The following is a 17,874-nucleotide window of genomic DNA, read 5'->3' as shown; positions in this document are numbered from 1 at the left end:
TATAAATCAATTATTTAAATAAAAACACTCAACAAATTGGGTTTACACTTCCCGTCGTTCCGGCAAGCTTATTCAAAACGTTAATCAATTGGTCACATTACGTTAACAATAAACCTTCAGTTTAATATCAGCAAACTTGTGCGTAAAAATTATTTTTTTTAAGCACACAGGCAATATTTATAAATATATATTTTTATATTTATAACATAATAAGCCTTCCCCGGGCAATTACCCAACTAACCTCCACCGCACATCTTATGGAAGTACAATCACATGATCAGGAACCTTTTTTCATTCGGCCGTAACCGGGGGGTAATTTTTGCAACTCTTTTGGTGATAATAACGCTTGGCGCCGCGTATTTTTTTGTTTTCGTACCCAACAATCAGCGTGCGCTCGAAGAAAAGCAATTCAGGTGCCTCCAAAACGCAGCGCAAAACATATCTGATAAAATCGACAATTCGCTGGCCACCCTCAATAATTTATTGAGCAATTACCAGCCATTCTCAAAAGCTCATAACAATGCCAAATTGCTGGCCTACATCAAAAATTATCCCACCAAAAACTTTACCTTAACCATCGATACCAATTATGTACGGGTAAAAACCAACCCCGAACCGGCTCCCGGAACAATCAGTGATACATCCATTATTTTTAATGAGCGAACCCTTTCCATCCACATCGTTAAAAAAAATGCTTGTATAGGAATCACCTATACATTTAAGCAGTTCATAGAACCTTTATTGCCGCAAAAAATTTTTGATGAATACATTGTTTTTCGCGAATCTGATTTGATTTACCAGAGTTTTCAAAGCGGCATTACACAACTGGTATCCGACTCACTAAAAAAAGACAAAAGCGCTTTTAATGCCGAACAAGTAAAAGACATCTCGCTTAGCGGTACCACCTATAAATTTTTTTCTCAGCAACTAAATCTTAAGGCAGCGGCTCCAATTACAATAGTGGGCCTGCTTACCAAAGAACACTACGGCGAAGAAAGGAACAAATTACCCGAGCAGGCAGTATTATTTTTATTGATGCTGGCTATTTCGGGAATACTGGCACTGCCCTGGATTAAACTATATCAAATGGGCAGCAACGACCGGATGACAGCTGCCGACGGCCTGTTTTCGCTCACTGTGCCTATGCTGCTAATGTCAATCCTTGTATTTGCCTTCCTTTCGTACAATACATTATTCCGGTATGGTACACCAGCTTCAGAAATTATGGCTAAAAACCTCGCTGACAGCATTAAAGGCAGATTCAGCGCCGAAATAGAAAACACTTACCTCGTACATACAAAAGCTGCGGCGGCCTGCGCCCCAAGAAAAATCCCGGAAAAACAGGTACGGCCGGGCCAGCCTAACGTGGATAAAATAATCAGAGCCTGGGATACCACAAAACTAAAAACTATCACTAACGGCCTTAGTGTAAACCAGGTATACCAGCTCGACCAAAAAGGTATCGAAATTGAAAACTGGACGCCCGGCGCGGAAGCGCCGCCACCGGGTAATTACTCTACCCGCGATTATTTTATAAGGTTAAAAACACAAAAGCCGTTTTATATGCATGGCGACCGCCGGCAACCTTTTTATCTGGAACCTGTAACTTCGCGTACTACCAATACCTTTACTACTGTACTGTCTGTCCCCTCGGCAAACAACACGGCTCCTTACACAGCAATATCTTTTAATATTAAAGCGCTATACCACCCTATTCTCACGCCCGGCTTTTTATATAGCATTATTGATGGCCAGGGAAAAGTGCTTTATCATTCAGATACCACAAAGCAATTAAACGAGAATCTCTTTATCGAGTTTTCGGAACATGAAACACTTAAAGCCGCAATTGACGCCCATACCGACAAGCTTTTTTTAACCAATTACTCGGGTAAAAAGTATACTGCCTATGTAAGCCCATTTTCAACCCTTCCTTACCAGGTAGTAATAATGGAAGATCAATCCTTCACCAGTGTGCGGGCCACAAATAATTTTGTTTTTAGCTTTTCCATGCTTTTTGCATTTTTTGTTGCACTTGCTGCCGAATTATTGATTGTTTTTATAGTGTCGATAAAAAAGCAATCGTATAAAAAGCACTATTTCGATCTCTCATGGATAGGGCCGAATAAAAAATTCAACCACGAATATAATCTAGCTTTGTTCGGCAACCTGGTAACAATCCTGCTGATATGTTTATTCCTGGGGTTTGCCCGCTTATCCTTCTTCGAAGGTTTGTTTATGTTGCTTGCAGCATCAAGTCTGTCATACCTGGTGCTGAATTTGCTATATGCCCGTGCATATAAAAACGCAGGCAGCGACCAATATACCGCCAAGCGCAATGCCATTGTAGCATTAGCTGCAATTGTTATTATAGTTAATATTATAGCGGCAATACTTACCAATATCCGGCATCTTGTATTTTTTGAGATAATTTTGATTGGCGTTCTTGGTGTGCTCTGGATGGTTTATGAGCGCACCGCGCTTAAGCAATGGGTTTACCGCCAATCCGCCCGCGACTTTTGCAAAAGTTTTTCGATAATGACATTTACCCGCCTTATTATTACCAGCGGCCTGCCGGTACTGCTATTTTATATATCCAGCTTTAATTACGAGGTTAGGCTAAGTGGCCGCTATCGCCACACCTTGTTTACCAAAGCCATTAAACAGCAATATGCACTAACGCCTGATAGTATAAACGCAGCAAACCTGTACCAGGATGGCGTTTGGGTTAACAGAGATACCTTTATTACTGACAAACCAAAAATTGCCCTGCACGAGGACGAGCACCGTACGGCCACCTTATTCGGGTTATTAACCATAGACAACGACAAATTGATTACCGGACTTACTGAGCTTGACCGAACACCTAAGGACGGCTCGTGGTTGTATAGCAGTTTATTTAATACTGAAAATTCAGCTGGTAACTTAGGAATAACTTACCATCGCCTTGCCGACCAGCATTATTTCAAAGTGCAATCGTTGCCGCTTAAATATACCCTGCCGTTTTTTACTGCCGATAGTAACTGGTACAAAGGTGTGGCTTACTGGGTATTGTTTATAATTGCCATGGCCGGTTTTTGGTATCTGCTATACAATGTATTGCGGCGGCTTTTTGCCTTAAACCTGCCATCGGATAGTTATTGGGAAAAAATTGACGAACTGCTGCTCCGTAACGGCAAATTAAACACCCTTGTTTTTTTGATTGGGGCTCCCGGCTCTGGAAAATTAACCAAAGTGATTAGCCTGGTTAAAAAGAAAATGATAAAAGGGATAAATGAAACCCCTATAATTTTCGACAAAAGAAAGCCAAAAGAGATAAATTACTTTGTGGCCGATATGATTCTTATCCCAAACGAGCCTTCGGATGCCAATAGTAAAACCGATTGGGATAATATGAAAAGCGAAGCTCAAAATGACAAGTATAAGCTTGTTATAGTTAACCATTTCGAGTACGATATCAAGAACCCTGCATCCAATCGGCTAAAGCTTACTTTTTTGGAAGACCTGTTGCAGAAAAACTTAAGCAAGGTTATTATTATTTCAACTGTACATCCTATTAACTTTCTCGACTCGCTCAATCAACTGCAGGCCAGCCAGGGCGCTGCAGCGTCAGACCGTTCACCCGAGCACGATTTGGAGAGATGGCATGTTTTGCTCGGTCACTTTAAAATTGCAGTTGCAAAACTGGACAGCAGCAATCCTCCGGTTAATATAAACACGCCCGACTGGGAAAAAACGCTGCTTTATGAAACCCGGAACGGCCACTTCCTAAAAGGGATGAAGGCGCCATTAGAAAACAGGCTAAAGCAACCCGATGTTGACCAAACAACAATTGGCCCGGACGGATTAGCGCTAAAATTAGGCATCACGTCGCATTACTTTTATATGTACATGTGGCAATCATTAACCAAAGAAGAAAAATTCCTGCTATATGACCTTGCTGAAGACGGGCTTGTAAACCCTTTCGACGACTATAACCTTATACTGCTGATCAGCAAAGGGCTGGTAATACGCGAAGATGGCATATTGAAAATATTTAATAACGGGTTCCGGAATTTTATTCTAACCGCTATAGGCAGTTCAGAAGCTAACCAGATACAGCAACAGATAAAGGATAACGGCAACTGGAGCAAATTAAAAGTGCCGCTTATTATATTAATTATTGCATTGCTGGCCTTTCTTTTCACCTCGCAGAAGGAAGCCTACACAACGCTGATTAAATATTTAACGGTTATTACAGTTGGCGTGCCAATGGTATTAAAGCTGTCAACGTTTTTTGGGAGCGACGGCGGTAAGGCGACTTAAAACATTACACTGTGCAGCCAGGTGTGCCCAGTTATTGCACAATGCGGCAAACCTGGCTGATAGCATTTTACCCTGCAGTTATTTGGTCAAAAACTCCTCAACCAGCGTCGCGGTTACACCAGTCAACTTGTCTCCCTTTTTTGCACCTGATTCTAATGCGCCGAAGAAACCGCCGTGTACGCCCGGTAAAACGATCAATTGCCCGCTCTGCACCAGTCGCGACATTTGCTGGGTATGTTCAACGGTTATCACATCATGGTCGGCTGTCATAAACAAAGCGGGTGCTTTTATGCCGCGCAAATCATCATCACTCCAATCTTTAAATGTTACCATGCGGGCCTTGTCTTTCTCAAACATGGTTTGCAGGCGGCTTTTGTCGGGCGTTACCTTTAAAAACGCATCCTGCAATTGCTGGGGCATGTTGGCTAAGGTAGCCTTTGGCATAAAGTCAAAAAAGCCGGGCATAAAACCATCCCGCTTGTAAGCGCCTGCAATAACAACTATTTTATTAACCACCTCAGGATGGCGTGTGGCTATTTGCATAGTTGTGCTACCGCCATTGCTGAAGCCTAAAATATTGGCCTGATCAACTTTTAAATATTTAAGCAACCCTGCTACATCATCGGCATCCTGGGCAAAGCTTTCGGGTGCATCCCTGTCTGTCGTGCGGCCGTGCGCCTGCAGGTCCATCACTATCACTTCATTATCGGCAGCAAATAGTGGCAAAATATTGCCAAAAGACGTTTCGAACGTTGACCCGCCACCATGTATCAATACCAATGGTATGCTACCTGTACCATGTATTTCGTAATACATGCTGATACCATTTATCGGTGCGTGTCCTGATTTTTTTAAAGTTTCCATATGGTTTGTTTGTTGAGCGCCGGCTGTGGTTGCAAATAGCAAAAAAACAGCCGACACTAAAGTTTTCAATTTGATAATTAACGCTTTCATTTATTTTTCAATCCTTCCAAATAAGCAGCTAACTTTACAACGTTCTGTTTTTGGCCCTCTGCTGCGTTGTGTGCCTTTATTACTTTTATAAACTCCTCTGCCGATTCGAAAAGCATGTGCCATGTTAGGTGAGTTTGCTCCCCGCGCTCTTCAAAAGTTATAGTAGCCCGTATCCATGGGTGCACCACATGCTCATACACAATCTTTTTAAATGGCACCACCTCTTTAAATATGCTCCTGTTTTTGAAATTTGCGCCGTTGGGGCTGTGCATAATAAATTCCCATATGCCTTCGGGCTCCACATTCATGGTGTTTATGGTATTGGTAAACCCATCCGGTCCCCACCATTGGGCAATATGTTCAGGTTTGGTCCATACTTCCCAAACCAGTTCAACGGGCGCGTTTAACGTTCTCGATATTAAAAGTTCCCTGTCGTGTGTGCTGCTTTTATTTTCCATCGCGTTCTTTTTTTAGTTTTTCAATATATGTTTCCATTGCGTCTAGTTTTCTTTCCCAATGCTGGCGGTACTGGTCAACCCAAACCGATACTTCGCTCAATTTATCCAGCTGCGCCTCACAAACCCTGTCGCGGCCGCGCTGTTTCATCTTCACCAGGCCGCAGTCGGTTAAAATTTTAAGCTGCAGCGATATAGCCTGTCGGCTGATATCGAAATTCTCGGCAATAGCGTTCACGTTTTGGGGTTGATTGGCAATCATGCTGATGATTGCCCTGCGGGTGGGGTCGGCTATGGCCTGGTATACGTCTCTTCTGGCTTTCATAATATGCAAGTAACTACTTGCAAATATATACGCAAGCAATCACCTGCGCAATAGCTTGTAAAATTTATTTTTAAATGGATTTAGCCTGGTAAAAAGCAAAGGCGCTTGGTATCAATGAATGATACAAGGTGGTAAAGTTTGTAACTTTATACGGTGGTAATTATTACAAATCTTACTCTTTAGTGCCGCAAATACCTAAAAAGGTGACTCTGTTTTTGAAGATTTAGTAATTAAATTGCTAAGGCGTTTTATTTATTCTGCATTAATTCACCTTAAGCGATACAGTTATACTTTGTCCAAAAACTATATTTTGATTGGGATCCGCTGGCATAGTATTCCACAAGCACTCGCGTACGGTAACATTTTGCGCTTGGGGGTCGAGTGTTATCAATTGAAAAGAAAGTTGCTTTTCATCCTTTGCTGAAAATTTGCCTTTCATCGGGGAGTCTACCCGAAAAACAGGTAATTTAACGTCTTTGTCCGGCCCTGTGTAGGTGTAGTATTCATTCCAGTTGCTGTTACCATGAAAATAGGCTTTTATGTTTGGATGAATTTTTAAAAACGCCGCAAAGCCACGCTGCTCCATATCGGTAGCGCCATCATCCTTTGCAGCATTATACCCTTCTTTATAGTGCTCCGAAACAAGGTCTTCGAATGTATTGTCAGCAGCTATTTTGTATGGCAATTTTGGGTTGGTAAAGTGTTTGGCTTCGCTCGTTGGCTGGTCATGCGTAAAGACGACTACCGGAGTTTTTGCATTTACCGTATCGAGGTCCTTTGTCATCCAAATGCGCTCGGCAGAGTCGGGCCAAAGAGTGATAAACATTACATGTATGCCTTTCAAATTAAACGAGTAGTTTACTTTATCCCTGGCATAATCAAAAGTCTGGCTGGTTAGCGGTACAGCCGGCCTCATCATCACGTTGTAGATACCCACCATTGACGCTGGGTCTGTCAATGGCTGCATTTGCCGGGGAAAACCTATGGCGTTTGATATGTCATGATTGCCCGGCGCGAGCAATAATTTTGCCGGCAAACCATTATGGCCTTTAACTTTTAAGCCTCTCATGTAATCATTCTCAAATTGGGCCCACGATACCGCTGCAGATTGAACCGGCGGCTCCATACGGTTTGCTATATCACCGGTTTGAACCATAAAATCAATCGGGCCCACAGTATTTCCGCCATTAACGCCGCCATCTTTCGGAATTTGAACATTAGGCAGGCTGTTAACTTCCTTAATCATTGCTGCATTAACAACGGTACCAGTAACGTTGCTATCGCCACGGAAAGTTTTGCGGCTAATGCCGTAATGTGCATCGGACGAGAAAACCATATTGATAACTTCGGAGGCGGCTGTTTGGCTGTAACCTGTTTGCAGACACAAAAAGAAGTTAATACATATAACTAAACAACATGCTATCCTGTATTTATACATACCGGGCTTATTAATTATTTTCTTTTATAAAATGAAATCGTAGCCGGGTTTCCGGGGTAGTCTCTTACTTCAGTAGTTGTAAAATAACCAGAACCGTCGGCAGCAAAGCCAATACCTTCGCCCTGTGGCTCATTGCTAGCGTAAGGTGCGTGATCTGGTTTTGTTAATAGCCCGGCACTAATGCCTGTTCCGTCCGAAAGTTTCCAGTACCACACAAGTTCTTTACTTCTCAGCAATATCTCCGTCCCATCCGGCGAAATATCTCCGCCGGTGGCTTTATTGAATAGTAATTTCACAACAGGTGTCATTACCGTACCTGCGGAAGTATTTTGCGGGTAATGGGCCACATATATTTTTGATGTGTTGCTTTCTTTACTGGCAATATAAATATCCTTAGTCTGCGGGTCAACCATCAGGGTTTCAGCGTTGCGCGGCCCATCCGGGTATTTTAGTTCAATTTTATCAACGGTATCAATGTTTAGCACAGGCTTTATCTTACCAGCCAGATCAGGTTCCACGAAACGGTAAATAAATATTGATTTGTATTTTGAATCATTATCGCCAATATCAGCCACGTATACATAACTTTTGCCGCCAACCGGGCCGGGGCCTACAGCAATGTCTTCCCAATCGCGGTTGCTTACCGGTACTAAGTTTAATGTGCCTTTGTCGGCACCCGTACCGTCGGTAAGGTAAACCTGGTTTAGGTTACCGCTATCGTTATGAATGTACAATATTCCGGGATTAACACGGCTTGCCGCTACGCCCGAAATTTCTACAAGGTCGGTACGTGACAGATTTTTAACTACAGGTGCACTATTAAATGCCGTTGTCGTATCAAGGGACAACGGGTCGTAGGTAGGCGTTAAAAATACTACAGGCTGCGTTTTAACCGGAATGGTATCAGAGGAATTGTTACCGGCAATACCGCCCTTTTTGCATGAAAACAAGAACAACAGCAAAAAGCAGAACAACCCGCTTTTAATAAAACTTGTGATGATATTTTTATAAAAGCGGGTTGTCATGTTAATTATGTTTAATTATTGATTAGTGGTGATTACCGGTACCGTCTAATTGGAAGCAACCGATATCTTTTCCCGGAGGAGTGATACCGCTTGATCCGAAATTATCGCTGATAGGGATTCCACTGGTAATAGGCGAAAACGCAGTAGTTGTACCTTTGCCTGCTGCAGGAGAGCCAGGTTGCAGGTGGAAATTAAAGCCATCAACAGATGCCTGGTTTGCAAAATTGAGGTTTGGAAGCGGGTAATTAACAAACATAGGATTGTTTTTGCCCACCAGCGAGGTACCGTCATATTTAAAACCAAAAGTATAAGTTGCGCCCAGGAACGATGCCATATTAGGGATATCAGTTGATTGCGGATGAGTAACAACAGCTTGGGCTACGTTAGTCGGCACGATCTGGTTAGCCTGCGCCGTGTTGTCAGCATAATAGAAATTGTAACCGTACGAAGTTTTGTTGATAGGGCCGTCGGCATGGTTTAATGTGTCAGCAAGGTATACCTTAGCTGTTACGTTATTACCACCGGCTATTCTTACACCAAAGTTACAGTCAACAATAAGGTTGTTATATGCATAAGCCCGTGAGTTATTTTCCACCTCGATAGAACCGCTGCGTGCGCCATAAGTACCCGTATTCCTGAAACCATCATTCACATAGGTATTATTGTACATGGCTATCTGGGTTTGAATTGAGCCTTTAGCACCATCATTTGCTGATTTGGTTCCGTTGGTTGCGCCACCGATAATCAGGTTGTAAGCCATGTTGCCCTGGGTTCCGCCTTTAGCATTAAACCCGTCGCCTCCTGTGCCACCGCACTTTTCAAGCGTGTTCCTCATCATATTAATGTGGCCACCATAGAAACGTACTGCATCATCCGGCGAGCCATATAACCATGAATCTTCCAAAACAAACACACCGTTAGGGTTTTGCCAGTACACAATATACTGATCGCCGGTTGATGGGCCATTGAAAGGCGGAGCGGCAAGGCCTGCACCTCCAAAATCAAGGTGCGTCCACTTAATTACCAGCAACGGACAGGTTACATCGCAATAAATTCCGCCCCATCCACCTACATAAGCAGGATCGGTAGCGGCTGAAGAATTACCGGTAGTTTTTGTTTTAGTAGGATCGGAAATTGTTATCGGCGCGTCCTTTGTCCCAAGGCTTATAAGCGTTCCTTTAACAATAAAATTTGCTGCATTGGTCATATTAACCTTTACGCCCTTTTGTATTAAAAGTGTATCGCCTGCATTGATAGTTACGTCGCCCGATACTGTATAAGTTTGGCTAGCTAGCATTGTGCCTTTAATTGCGCCCGATAGTGGCGCAGCATTGCTAACCGGCTTGCCTACCTGCAATAGCGGCACCGAAATTACTGCCTTATCCTTCTTGCTGCATGATGCAAATGCAAGCAAAGAAAGCAGATAAAAAGCATTTCTTAAGTTTTTCATGTTTAGTGGGGTTGTTAAATTTTAATTGATATACTATTTGTTGTTAATTGATTGTTTATTAAAACTTGAACCTGAAGCCAAGCAGGTACCTTGAGTAAAATTTATCGTTTTCGATAGTTGCATAGTTAGGGCTATCCTGTATGGGCAGTTTATTGTCGCCGCTGTATGCTTTGTTTTGCTGCTTAACTACTAACCGGTACGGCGTATTTAACAGGTTGTTTACTTTTATGTAGATGATGTAATGTTGGCTAAACTCTTTTTGAGCCGAAAAATCGAGATTGAGTGTGGGGCGTTCCCAGTTATCAAGGTCTTTGTAAAGCGAGAGTGTATTGATCCTTTCGCCGGTGTAAACAAAGGCAAGTTGGGCATCCAATCCGTTTTTGGTGTTTTTATATAAAAGCGATACGTTGCCTATATGGGCAGCCTGCCCTTGCAGCGGCCTGGGCTGGTTCACAAACGTTTTGTGAAATGTGTTATCGGCCGGGTCGTTGTAATCAAATTCTTTGGTCGAATTGATGAGCGAATGGGTGTAGGTATAATTACCGGATACACCAACGTCGCCAAAAAATTTCCTGAAAACCATTTCCACCCCATAATTATGCGCGGTACCAAAATTGTATGGGCTAAGCGTCAAATCGGCCGAAAAATTTGTCTGCACCAGGGCGTACTCGATAGGGTTCGCTATGTTTTTGTAAAATGCCCCAACCATAAATTGATCAAGCCCACTCGGGAATACCTCGTACCTGAAATCAAAATTGTCGATCACCGAATGCTGCAGCGCAGGGTTACCCTGGGTAGGGAAATTATCCTGACCAAAGCCTGTGTTATCCAGGTAAGGGATCAGGTCAGAAAAACCCGGGCGCAGTATCGATCGAAAATAAGACAAACGCAGTGCCTGGTTTTTGCTCAAACCGTATTTAGCATTCAGGCTCGGTAAAAAATCCAGGTAACTGATGTTGGCTGTTTTTCCTGCAATAGTAGCCGGCAGCGACGAATCGTAAACCTGGCTGGTACTCTCCACCCTCAGGCCAAATAACACATCAAACCGGTCGTTTATGAAATACTTTGCCCCCGCGTAGCCAGCTTCCACATTTTCGGTAAACGTGTACACGCCAGCGTTGCTCGCCGCATTACCTACAGCATCCGAAGTTGGAATAAATGCAAATTTTGAAGCGGGTATCGAAACATATTTTTGGTAGGTTGAATCCTGATCGGGCGGAGCGTTCAAATGATAGGTATTATCAAAATTGTCGCGCGTTTTATGCCTAACCATTCCTCCTAAAAGAAATAGGGTTTTATGGTCGTTTATTTTAGTATCATATTTCAGATTCAGGTAACCTGATATATCCTTATCTGTATTGTGCGACCATTGGCGACTTTCAGGCCGAACAGCCAGGGGACCATAAGTAAGTGACGTGGCCGTTCCTGATGTATTGGGGCTAATTTGCTGCGTAGTTTCGAAAGTTGCCATGTCTGGTAACTCCTGCTTAGCCTGCGAGAAGGCAACCGACCAATTTGCAGTAAATGAATCGGCGAGTTTATTATCCCCATGCAGTATGGCACTGTAAATGCTTTGCAATTGCTTCCTGGTTTGTGTTTCATAACTTTCCTGGAAGCCCCCTGTATATCCATGGTACGAATAATTGCCTAAAAGCAGGTCATCGGTAATCCTCACCCTGTTTTCATTCAGTTGCGCGTATATGCCAAACAAGCTTATCGAGTTATCCTTATTAAACTTATAATCGATATTTGAAACCAACCCCAGTCTGTTGGTTAACGACGAATACTGCCGATTCAGGTAATCGGGGAAAACTTGAGTCATTTCTGCATCCGGACCATGCGCAGGGCCCAACGTTGCGTTTTCAACCAGGCGTGATGTGTTGTTCCCGGCGTAAGTATTCTGATAGCTGCCTGAGAAAATAACGCCCAGTTTTTTATTTAAAAACCTGTCGCCTACTGTTAAACTAAAATTGCTGTTGACTGGCGTCTTTGTTGATGAAGTAATCAGGTTTTGATAGGGGAAATCGCTAATTGCAGCAGGCACTCCAATCCCCAATATCTCCGCAGGCGATTTTGAGTTTACCGTTGAATTGTTAAAGCCCTGGAACGGCCGCATCGAAAACAACTGGCTGTAACCGGCACCCAAATTTCCCTCGATACGTAATTGGTCGGGGGCAGTTTTCATCACCATATTTATTACCCCGCCCGATGCATCACCTTCCATATCGGGTGTTAGCGATTTTGATACCTCAATACGCTCTATTAAATCCGAAGGGAATATATCCAGGGGCACATACCGTTGCTTGTTATCCGGGCTCGGTATTTTTACACCATTTATCAGGGTGGTATTATAGCGTGGGTCCATGCCCCGTATAATGGCAAATTGCCCATCGCCGGTATTGCCGCGTTCCACCGAAACACCCGAAACACGGGCCATTACGTTAGCCACTGTAATATCAGGCGAAATAGCGATCGAGTTGGCCGAAACAATGTTCATCACATTATTTGCACGCTGCTCTGCCCGTTTTGAATATTGATCAGATTCCTTATTGCTTTTTGCGGTTACAACGACTTCGTTCAAGCTTGAATTTGCAGAAACCATGTAAAAGTTAAGCCTGATATCCGAGCCGGCGCTAACCACCAATGTGGTATCAATAGGCCGGTAGCCTATAAAAGACACCTTAATTCTATAACTGCCGGGCGTAACATTATTTACCTGGTATTTGCCATTAAGCATGGAGGATGCTTTGAAATTACCGGGCGCCAGGGTTACTGTAGCCCCTACCAGTTGTTCATTAGCGCTTTTATCAAAAATATAGCCTGAAATGGTAGATGCGAAAGAAAAAGAAACGGAAAAGAGGACGAATAAGCAAGTATACGTTAGTTTCATTAAGGGTATTTTCCTCAAAGGAACCGCCCGAATTCTGTGTAAATTCTGAATTAGCGCGCCTCCAATAATTCCTTAACGCAATAATAATCTGCCGATAATATTTAGTGGAGGCAGGTCTTTAATTGTTAATACTGGCCAATTTAATATTAACATTAAATTAATGGAGATACAGCGAGAAGCACCCAGGTTGGCAGCCGATCATTTTTTTTTAATTTTCTCTTGCATTTTAAAATACTATTGGTAAGTTTGTACTAACGGTAAGTTAATACTTACTTTTAATTTTGAATATATGAGCAACAGTGAGAGAGCATTTAACGCATTGGGCGACCCTACCCGGAGAATGATTTTTGAAAAACTCCGCGACCGGCCGCTGGCAGTGGTACATATAGCCGAAGGATTACAAGTTAGCCGGCCTGCGGTGTCACAACATTTAAAAGTGTTGCGCGAGGCAAAGCTGATAAGCATAAATCAGCAGGGCACAAAAAACATTTATCAAATTAACCAGGAAGGGATTTTAGCCATGCGTAACTATTTAGACAAGTTTTGGGATACAGCGCTGGCCGCATTCAAATTAGCAGCAGAACAAACTGAAAAAGAAAATGAATAATGTAGAAATCGCAACAATAAAAAAGGAGGTTATTGTTGAAGCCTCGCAAGCCACGGCTTTTAAAGTTTTTAGCGAAAAGATGGATTTATGGTGGCCACGCACACATCATATCGGCAAAGCACCGATGATTGAAATGGTGGTGGAACCCGGCTTGAACGGTCGCTGGTACACCCGCCATGAAGACGGTAGCGAAGCCAATATTGGCTATGTGTTGAACTGGGACCCGAATAGCTTTCTCGGTTTGGCCTGGCAAATAAATGGTGAATTTCAGTTCGACCCGGAACTAATGACCGAAGTTGAAGTAAATTTTATACCGGACGGCCCTAAAAAGACCATGGTGAAATTTGAGCACAGAAACCTCGACAGGCTCGGCAGTGGCGGCAAAACTTTCGAGAGTATGGACGAGGGCTGGGGCCTAATTATAAATCTGTATAAAAACGTTACTGAACAAGCCAACACTTTGTAAAATGAAACCAAAAATATTATTGCGTATTGCATCAATACTAATGCTTTTACATACCGCAGGGCACACAATGGGTGCACTTACCTGGAACGATGCCCCCAACGCGGCCGTTGCACAAGTTGTTAAAGGAATGGAAACAGTGCATTTTGGATTTATGGGCAGGCAGGTAACGCTGGCTTTGTTTTTTAATGGTTATGGCTTTATAATGATTGGCGTATTATTGCTGATTAGCGCATTGCTATGGTTTTTGTCCGGGGATGCCGCGAACAACTTATTTGGCAGATTTGTAGGGTTACTGAGCGTGTTTTTACTGGCAATGGCCGTTTTAGAATATGTTTACTTTTTTGCGTTTGCTGCGGCATTTTCTGCCCTTGCGGGGGTGTGTACGTTGGCGGCATTATATTTTAGGGACAAGATTTAGTCTCCCGCGCATAGGTTATCATTATTCCCAGTAAACAATTGTTAATTACCTATCTGTGGGAGACGAAAAATATTGCGTCTCTACATTGAAAAATTTGTCAATACCACGGCTCCAACCGTTTCAAATCGCGGCTGCTTATCTCCCAAACATCGCGGTCGACATACAACGGAATCCGGGTTATGCAATTGATGTTGGTTTCCAGGCTGTTTGAAGAAATATCAAAATCAAACCTGGGATGAACAGCCGACAAAAATTTCACCTCTTTGGTATTTCCTGCAAAGCTGAACAAAATGTTTACCATACCGCCAATGCGGTTAGTAACAATATAACGCAGCAGCACCGGGGTGGCGTCATATACATAATTGTACCCGCGCGGATCAGTCATATCACGCCCCAATTCCTTTTTCGCTACTTCAATATCATAGTTTTTAATTTGTTCTATTGAGTCGAACTGCCTGAAATCAAGGTATGTTTCCGTATCAAAACCCGGGTAAACCGATTTGTTTTCATCTTCCTCGTCATCGTTATACAGGCGGTGGTATTGGGTATAGTGTGCCGTGGCCTGTCGCGGGTGGTTGTAGCTAAATACAAATTCAGCAAAAAGGTGGTCGGTTTTGGTGTAGATTTTTAGGGTTCTGTCCATGGGTAAGGTTTAGAATTGGGTAATTAAATTATGCTCTAAGGTAACCATTGGCAGCGTAATTGCAAACCCGGCGCATATCCATCAAAACATCTCAATAAACCGGCCCAACTCTGTCTCGCGTTCCTTTAACCAGAAAAGAATCATCTCCGCCTTTTGCGGCACGTTTTTTAATTCGATCAATCTTACATTCATATCCGTACCTTTTACCGAAGATACAGGCTCAATAGAAATACCAAGGCCAGCCTCAACCAACCGCAATACTCCTGTTGAGTGCGCCGACTCGTGCGCCACATTTGGCTTGAAGCCAAAACCCTGGCACAACTGCAATATGGTAGCCATATAATTAACACAGGTGGTTGCCTGCGGTAAAATAAACGGTTCGTCTCTTAATATGGATAAGTCTGTTAACTCCTTACCAGCCAGCGGGTGGTTAACCGGTAAAATCAATGCAAAATTCTCGCGGTACAAAACTCTGGAGTTTACCTCAGCCGGAAGGCCGATATTTGGCGCTACACCCATGTCTGATTTCCGTGCCAGCAACATCTCCATTTGCTGGTGGTTCGAGGTTTCCTGGGCAATGGTTTTAAGTTGCGGCCATTTTTGTTTCACCTTAACCAAAAAGGATGGCACGACGGTATTCATAGCCGAGCTTGAATGAGTAACCCTCACCTCGCCCGCTTCGCCATTATGCAGCCGTGCGGTATGAACAATTGTTTTGTTCAAATCCTGCAAAATCCTGTCGGCTTCCTTTTTGAAAAACACACCGGCATCGGTTAAAGTAACCGCCCGGTTACTACGGTTAAACAACAGGGCGCCAATCTCGATCTCCAGCAGTTGTATTTGCCTGCTCAATGCGGGCTGTACAATATTTATCTGTTCGGCTGCTTTCCTGTAATTGAGGGTATCACATAAAATAAGAAAATTTTTCAGCTGCTGAATATCCACATTCAAATCAAAATAAGTTATTAATCAATCAAAATTAAGTATTTTATTTTATCAATAAAAGGGTGTTGCTTTGTTTAAACAAACGGCGAAAGAAATCTATGGCAAATCGGAATAATTTCATTTTGACTTTCGAACGCCGCCCTGAATAACGTTATAAAGAATGGAAAATACAGATAGCAATAAACCAAAAGAATCAACCATCATAACTAAAGCAGCCCGCCCGGCATTAATCCTCGTCGACATTCAACAGGCATTTGACGATATTGAATACTGGGGCGGTCAGCGAAACAACCCGGACGCTGTGTTACGCGCAAGTGAACTTCTACAATTATGGCGGGAGCATGGGCTGCCACTCTTTCACATACAGCACTGCTCATCAACATTAACTTCTCCGCTGCATGAAACAAATCCCGGCAACCGGTTTAATGAAATGGTTACTCCGGCCGAAGGCGAGCCGGTAATACAAAAAAATGTAAACAGTGCCTTCATCGGCACCGATTTAAAAGCCAGGCTTGATGATGCTAAAATAACGACGCTGGTAATTGTTGGGCTAACTACCGACCATTGCGTTTCAACAACTACACGCATGGCTGGCAATTTAGGTTATGAGACCTTTTTGGTTGCCGATGCTACTGCCACCTTCAATAAAAAAGGAACAAACGGGCGAAACTACTCCGCCGAACTTATCCACGAAACAGCACTGGCAAGCCTCAATAATGAATTCGCCACAGTAGTCAGCAGCGATTTTGTAAAACAAAGCATACAGGCTACCTGGTGACGTAATATTTAAAATCAATTTTTAAAAACAAACAGACCAACATAAAAGCAATGAACGAAGTAAAACAAAAAATGGCTATCGCCGAGCAAAAAGCAAAGGAACTGTTTGCCACGCTCGAAAAACGCGGCCTGATAAGACCGGGAAAACGCGAAAGCGAATTGATTGAGGATGTGGTTAAACTGGCAAAGGAGCTTTTCGGGACTGAAAGCTTTTGGCATAAGAAAATTGTGCGGGCCGGCATCAACACAATGCAGCCTTACAGCGGCAACCCACCAGACCTGGTTATACAGGAAAATGACCTGGTAATAGTTGACTTCGGCCCCATATTTGAAGGCTATGAGGCCGACCTGGGCCGCACCTACATTATAGGTAGCGACCCCTTGAAGCTGAAGTTACTTAGAGATATTGAAGACGCCTGGCATGATGCCAAAGCCTGGCATGATGCGCAAAGCTCCCTTACCGGCGCAGAGTTCTTTATTTATTTACACGACCTGGCCCGCAAATACGGCTGGGAATACGTAGGCGATATTGGTGGACATATTGTAGGGCCCTACCCTCACGAGCAGTTGGGCGATGGCAACCTGGGCCTTGATATACATCCCGATAACCATGCCGATATCCTTGGTAAAGACCCGCAGGGTAACGACCGCCACTGGATTTTGGAAATACACTTTGTAGATAAAGCGAAGGGCATCGGTGGTTTTTTTGAGCAAATGATAGGATATCGATAGTTGCTTTATTTGAAACAAGAACAATGCGTTGTTTTCAAACGGCGTCTGTTATAACCTGATTACTATAAAATAAGCCCGGCCTGCATTTGCAGACCGGGCTTTATTCCACCTCACTTATCTATCCGGATATTTTGGGGCTTATACAACAGTATCCCGCCTCAAAAATCCCAGGATTAGCGAAATAACCGCTATTACCAATAAAATGTGGATTATACCACCTGCTGCGTAAGCAAAAGTTCCGATAGCCCATCCTATTATAAGAATAACAGCTAAAATGTACAGTAGTGATCTCATGGTTGATGTTTTAGTTTTTAAATAGATGTGACAGGTGGAATACAAATCCAATACCAAACGATATTCTAAGCGACTTTTAACCGCAATATAGGTCAAATACTGTCTCAATTAACAGGAATGAGAACACAATTCAGGACAGACAATTTTTATAAA

At 43.1% G+C, this 17,874-nt stretch carries 16 protein-coding genes; 6 read left to right on the top strand and 10 right to left on the bottom strand.

The window, feature by feature from the left end; genetic code table 11:
- Nucleotides 1-273 precede the first annotated feature (273 nt).
- Nucleotides 274-4,302 (top strand): cache domain-containing protein, encoded by a 4,029-nt coding sequence (locus Q0R52_RS23130; RefSeq protein WP_295799174.1) that lies wholly within the window; start codon nt 274-276, stop codon nt 4,300-4,302.
- Between the two features lie 78 nt (nt 4,303-4,380).
- On the opposite strand, the gene Q0R52_RS23125 is transcribed toward Q0R52_RS23130, so the two are convergent.
- The 7 genes from Q0R52_RS23125 to Q0R52_RS23095 all read right to left on the bottom strand — a co-directional run bounded on the left by Q0R52_RS23125 (nt 4,381) and on the right by Q0R52_RS23095 (nt 12,839).
- Complete coding sequence (locus tag Q0R52_RS23125; RefSeq protein WP_295799171.1) at nt 4,381-5,166, bottom strand: alpha/beta hydrolase; 786 nt, start codon at nt 5,164-5,166, stop codon at nt 4,381-4,383.
- A gap of 86 nt (nt 5,167-5,252) precedes the next feature.
- Nucleotides 5,253-5,714, bottom strand: coding sequence for an SRPBCC family protein (locus Q0R52_RS23120; RefSeq protein WP_295799168.1), 462 nt, complete (start codon nt 5,712-5,714; stop codon nt 5,253-5,255).
- Nucleotides 5,704-6,036, bottom strand: coding sequence for a metalloregulator ArsR/SmtB family transcription factor (locus tag Q0R52_RS23115; RefSeq protein ID WP_295799167.1), 333 nt, complete (start codon nt 6,034-6,036; stop codon nt 5,704-5,706). Before Q0R52_RS23115 ends, Q0R52_RS23120 begins: the two co-directional genes overlap by 11 nt.
- A gap of 262 nt (nt 6,037-6,298) precedes the next feature.
- Nucleotides 6,299-7,474, bottom strand: coding sequence for a metallophosphoesterase (locus Q0R52_RS23110; protein ID WP_295799164.1), 1,176 nt, complete (start codon nt 7,472-7,474; stop codon nt 6,299-6,301).
- Between the two features lie 14 nt (nt 7,475-7,488).
- Nucleotides 7,489-8,499 carry a hypothetical protein gene (locus Q0R52_RS23105; RefSeq protein ID WP_295799162.1) on the bottom strand — a complete coding sequence of 337 codons (1,011 nt, stop codon included), beginning with the start codon at nt 8,497-8,499 and terminating at the stop codon, nt 7,489-7,491.
- Between the two features lie 22 nt (nt 8,500-8,521).
- Nucleotides 8,522-9,949 (bottom strand): hypothetical protein, encoded by a 1,428-nt coding sequence (locus Q0R52_RS23100; RefSeq protein WP_295799159.1) that lies wholly within the window; start codon nt 9,947-9,949, stop codon nt 8,522-8,524.
- Between the two features lie 58 nt (nt 9,950-10,007).
- A complete protein-coding gene (locus Q0R52_RS23095; RefSeq protein ID WP_295799156.1) occupies nt 10,008-12,839 on the bottom strand; it encodes a TonB-dependent receptor in 2,832 nt (943 codons plus the stop codon).
- A gap of 289 nt (nt 12,840-13,128) precedes the next feature.
- Here Q0R52_RS23095 and Q0R52_RS23090 point away from each other — a divergent pair, with 289 nt between their 5' ends.
- From Q0R52_RS23090 to Q0R52_RS23080, 3 genes are read left to right on the top strand one after another with little or no spacing between them, the layout of a single operon-like run.
- Nucleotides 13,129-13,446 carry a metalloregulator ArsR/SmtB family transcription factor gene (locus Q0R52_RS23090; protein ID WP_295799152.1) on the top strand — a complete coding sequence of 106 codons (318 nt, stop codon included), beginning with the start codon at nt 13,129-13,131 and terminating at the stop codon, nt 13,444-13,446.
- Entirely contained in the window at nt 13,439-13,912 is a 474-nt protein-coding gene (locus Q0R52_RS23085) for an SRPBCC family protein (RefSeq protein ID WP_295799149.1), read from the top strand. The genes Q0R52_RS23090 and Q0R52_RS23085 overlap by 8 nt, the downstream gene beginning before the upstream one ends.
- Before the next feature lies 1 nt (nt 13,913).
- The gene (locus tag Q0R52_RS23080; RefSeq protein WP_295799146.1) at nt 13,914-14,330 is read left to right on the top strand and encodes a hypothetical protein; all 417 of its coding nucleotides are present in this window, start codon (nt 13,914-13,916) and stop codon (nt 14,328-14,330) included.
- A gap of 97 nt (nt 14,331-14,427) precedes the next feature.
- On the opposite strand, the gene Q0R52_RS23075 is transcribed toward Q0R52_RS23080, so the two are convergent.
- Nucleotides 14,428-14,973, bottom strand: a complete 546-nt coding sequence (locus Q0R52_RS23075; protein ID WP_295799144.1) for a hypothetical protein — start codon at nt 14,971-14,973, stop codon at nt 14,428-14,430.
- 81 nt (nt 14,974-15,054) lie between these two features.
- Nucleotides 15,055-15,918, bottom strand: a complete 864-nt coding sequence (locus Q0R52_RS23070) for a LysR substrate-binding domain-containing protein (protein WP_295799609.1) — start codon at nt 15,916-15,918, stop codon at nt 15,055-15,057.
- Between the two features lie 160 nt (nt 15,919-16,078).
- On the opposite strand from Q0R52_RS23070, the gene Q0R52_RS23065 reads away from it, so the two are divergent.
- Both Q0R52_RS23065 and Q0R52_RS23060 read left to right on the top strand, forming a co-directional pair.
- Entirely contained in the window at nt 16,079-16,696 is a 618-nt protein-coding gene (locus Q0R52_RS23065) for a cysteine hydrolase family protein (protein ID WP_295799141.1), read from the top strand.
- 50 nt (nt 16,697-16,746) lie between these two features.
- Nucleotides 16,747-17,427 carry a M24 family metallopeptidase gene (locus Q0R52_RS23060; protein ID WP_295799139.1) on the top strand — a complete coding sequence of 227 codons (681 nt, stop codon included), beginning with the start codon at nt 16,747-16,749 and terminating at the stop codon, nt 17,425-17,427.
- A gap of 138 nt (nt 17,428-17,565) precedes the next feature.
- On the opposite strand, the gene Q0R52_RS23055 is transcribed toward Q0R52_RS23060, so the two are convergent.
- A complete protein-coding gene (locus Q0R52_RS23055; RefSeq protein ID WP_295799136.1) occupies nt 17,566-17,721 on the bottom strand; it encodes a lmo0937 family membrane protein in 156 nt (51 codons plus the stop codon).
- Between the last annotated feature and the right edge of the window lie 153 nt (nt 17,722-17,874).

This window comes from Mucilaginibacter sp. (assembly GCF_025359345.1).
GTDB lineage: Bacteria > Bacteroidota > Bacteroidia > Sphingobacteriales > Sphingobacteriaceae > Mucilaginibacter.
This window is presented reverse-complemented; position numbering and strand designations above follow the sequence as displayed.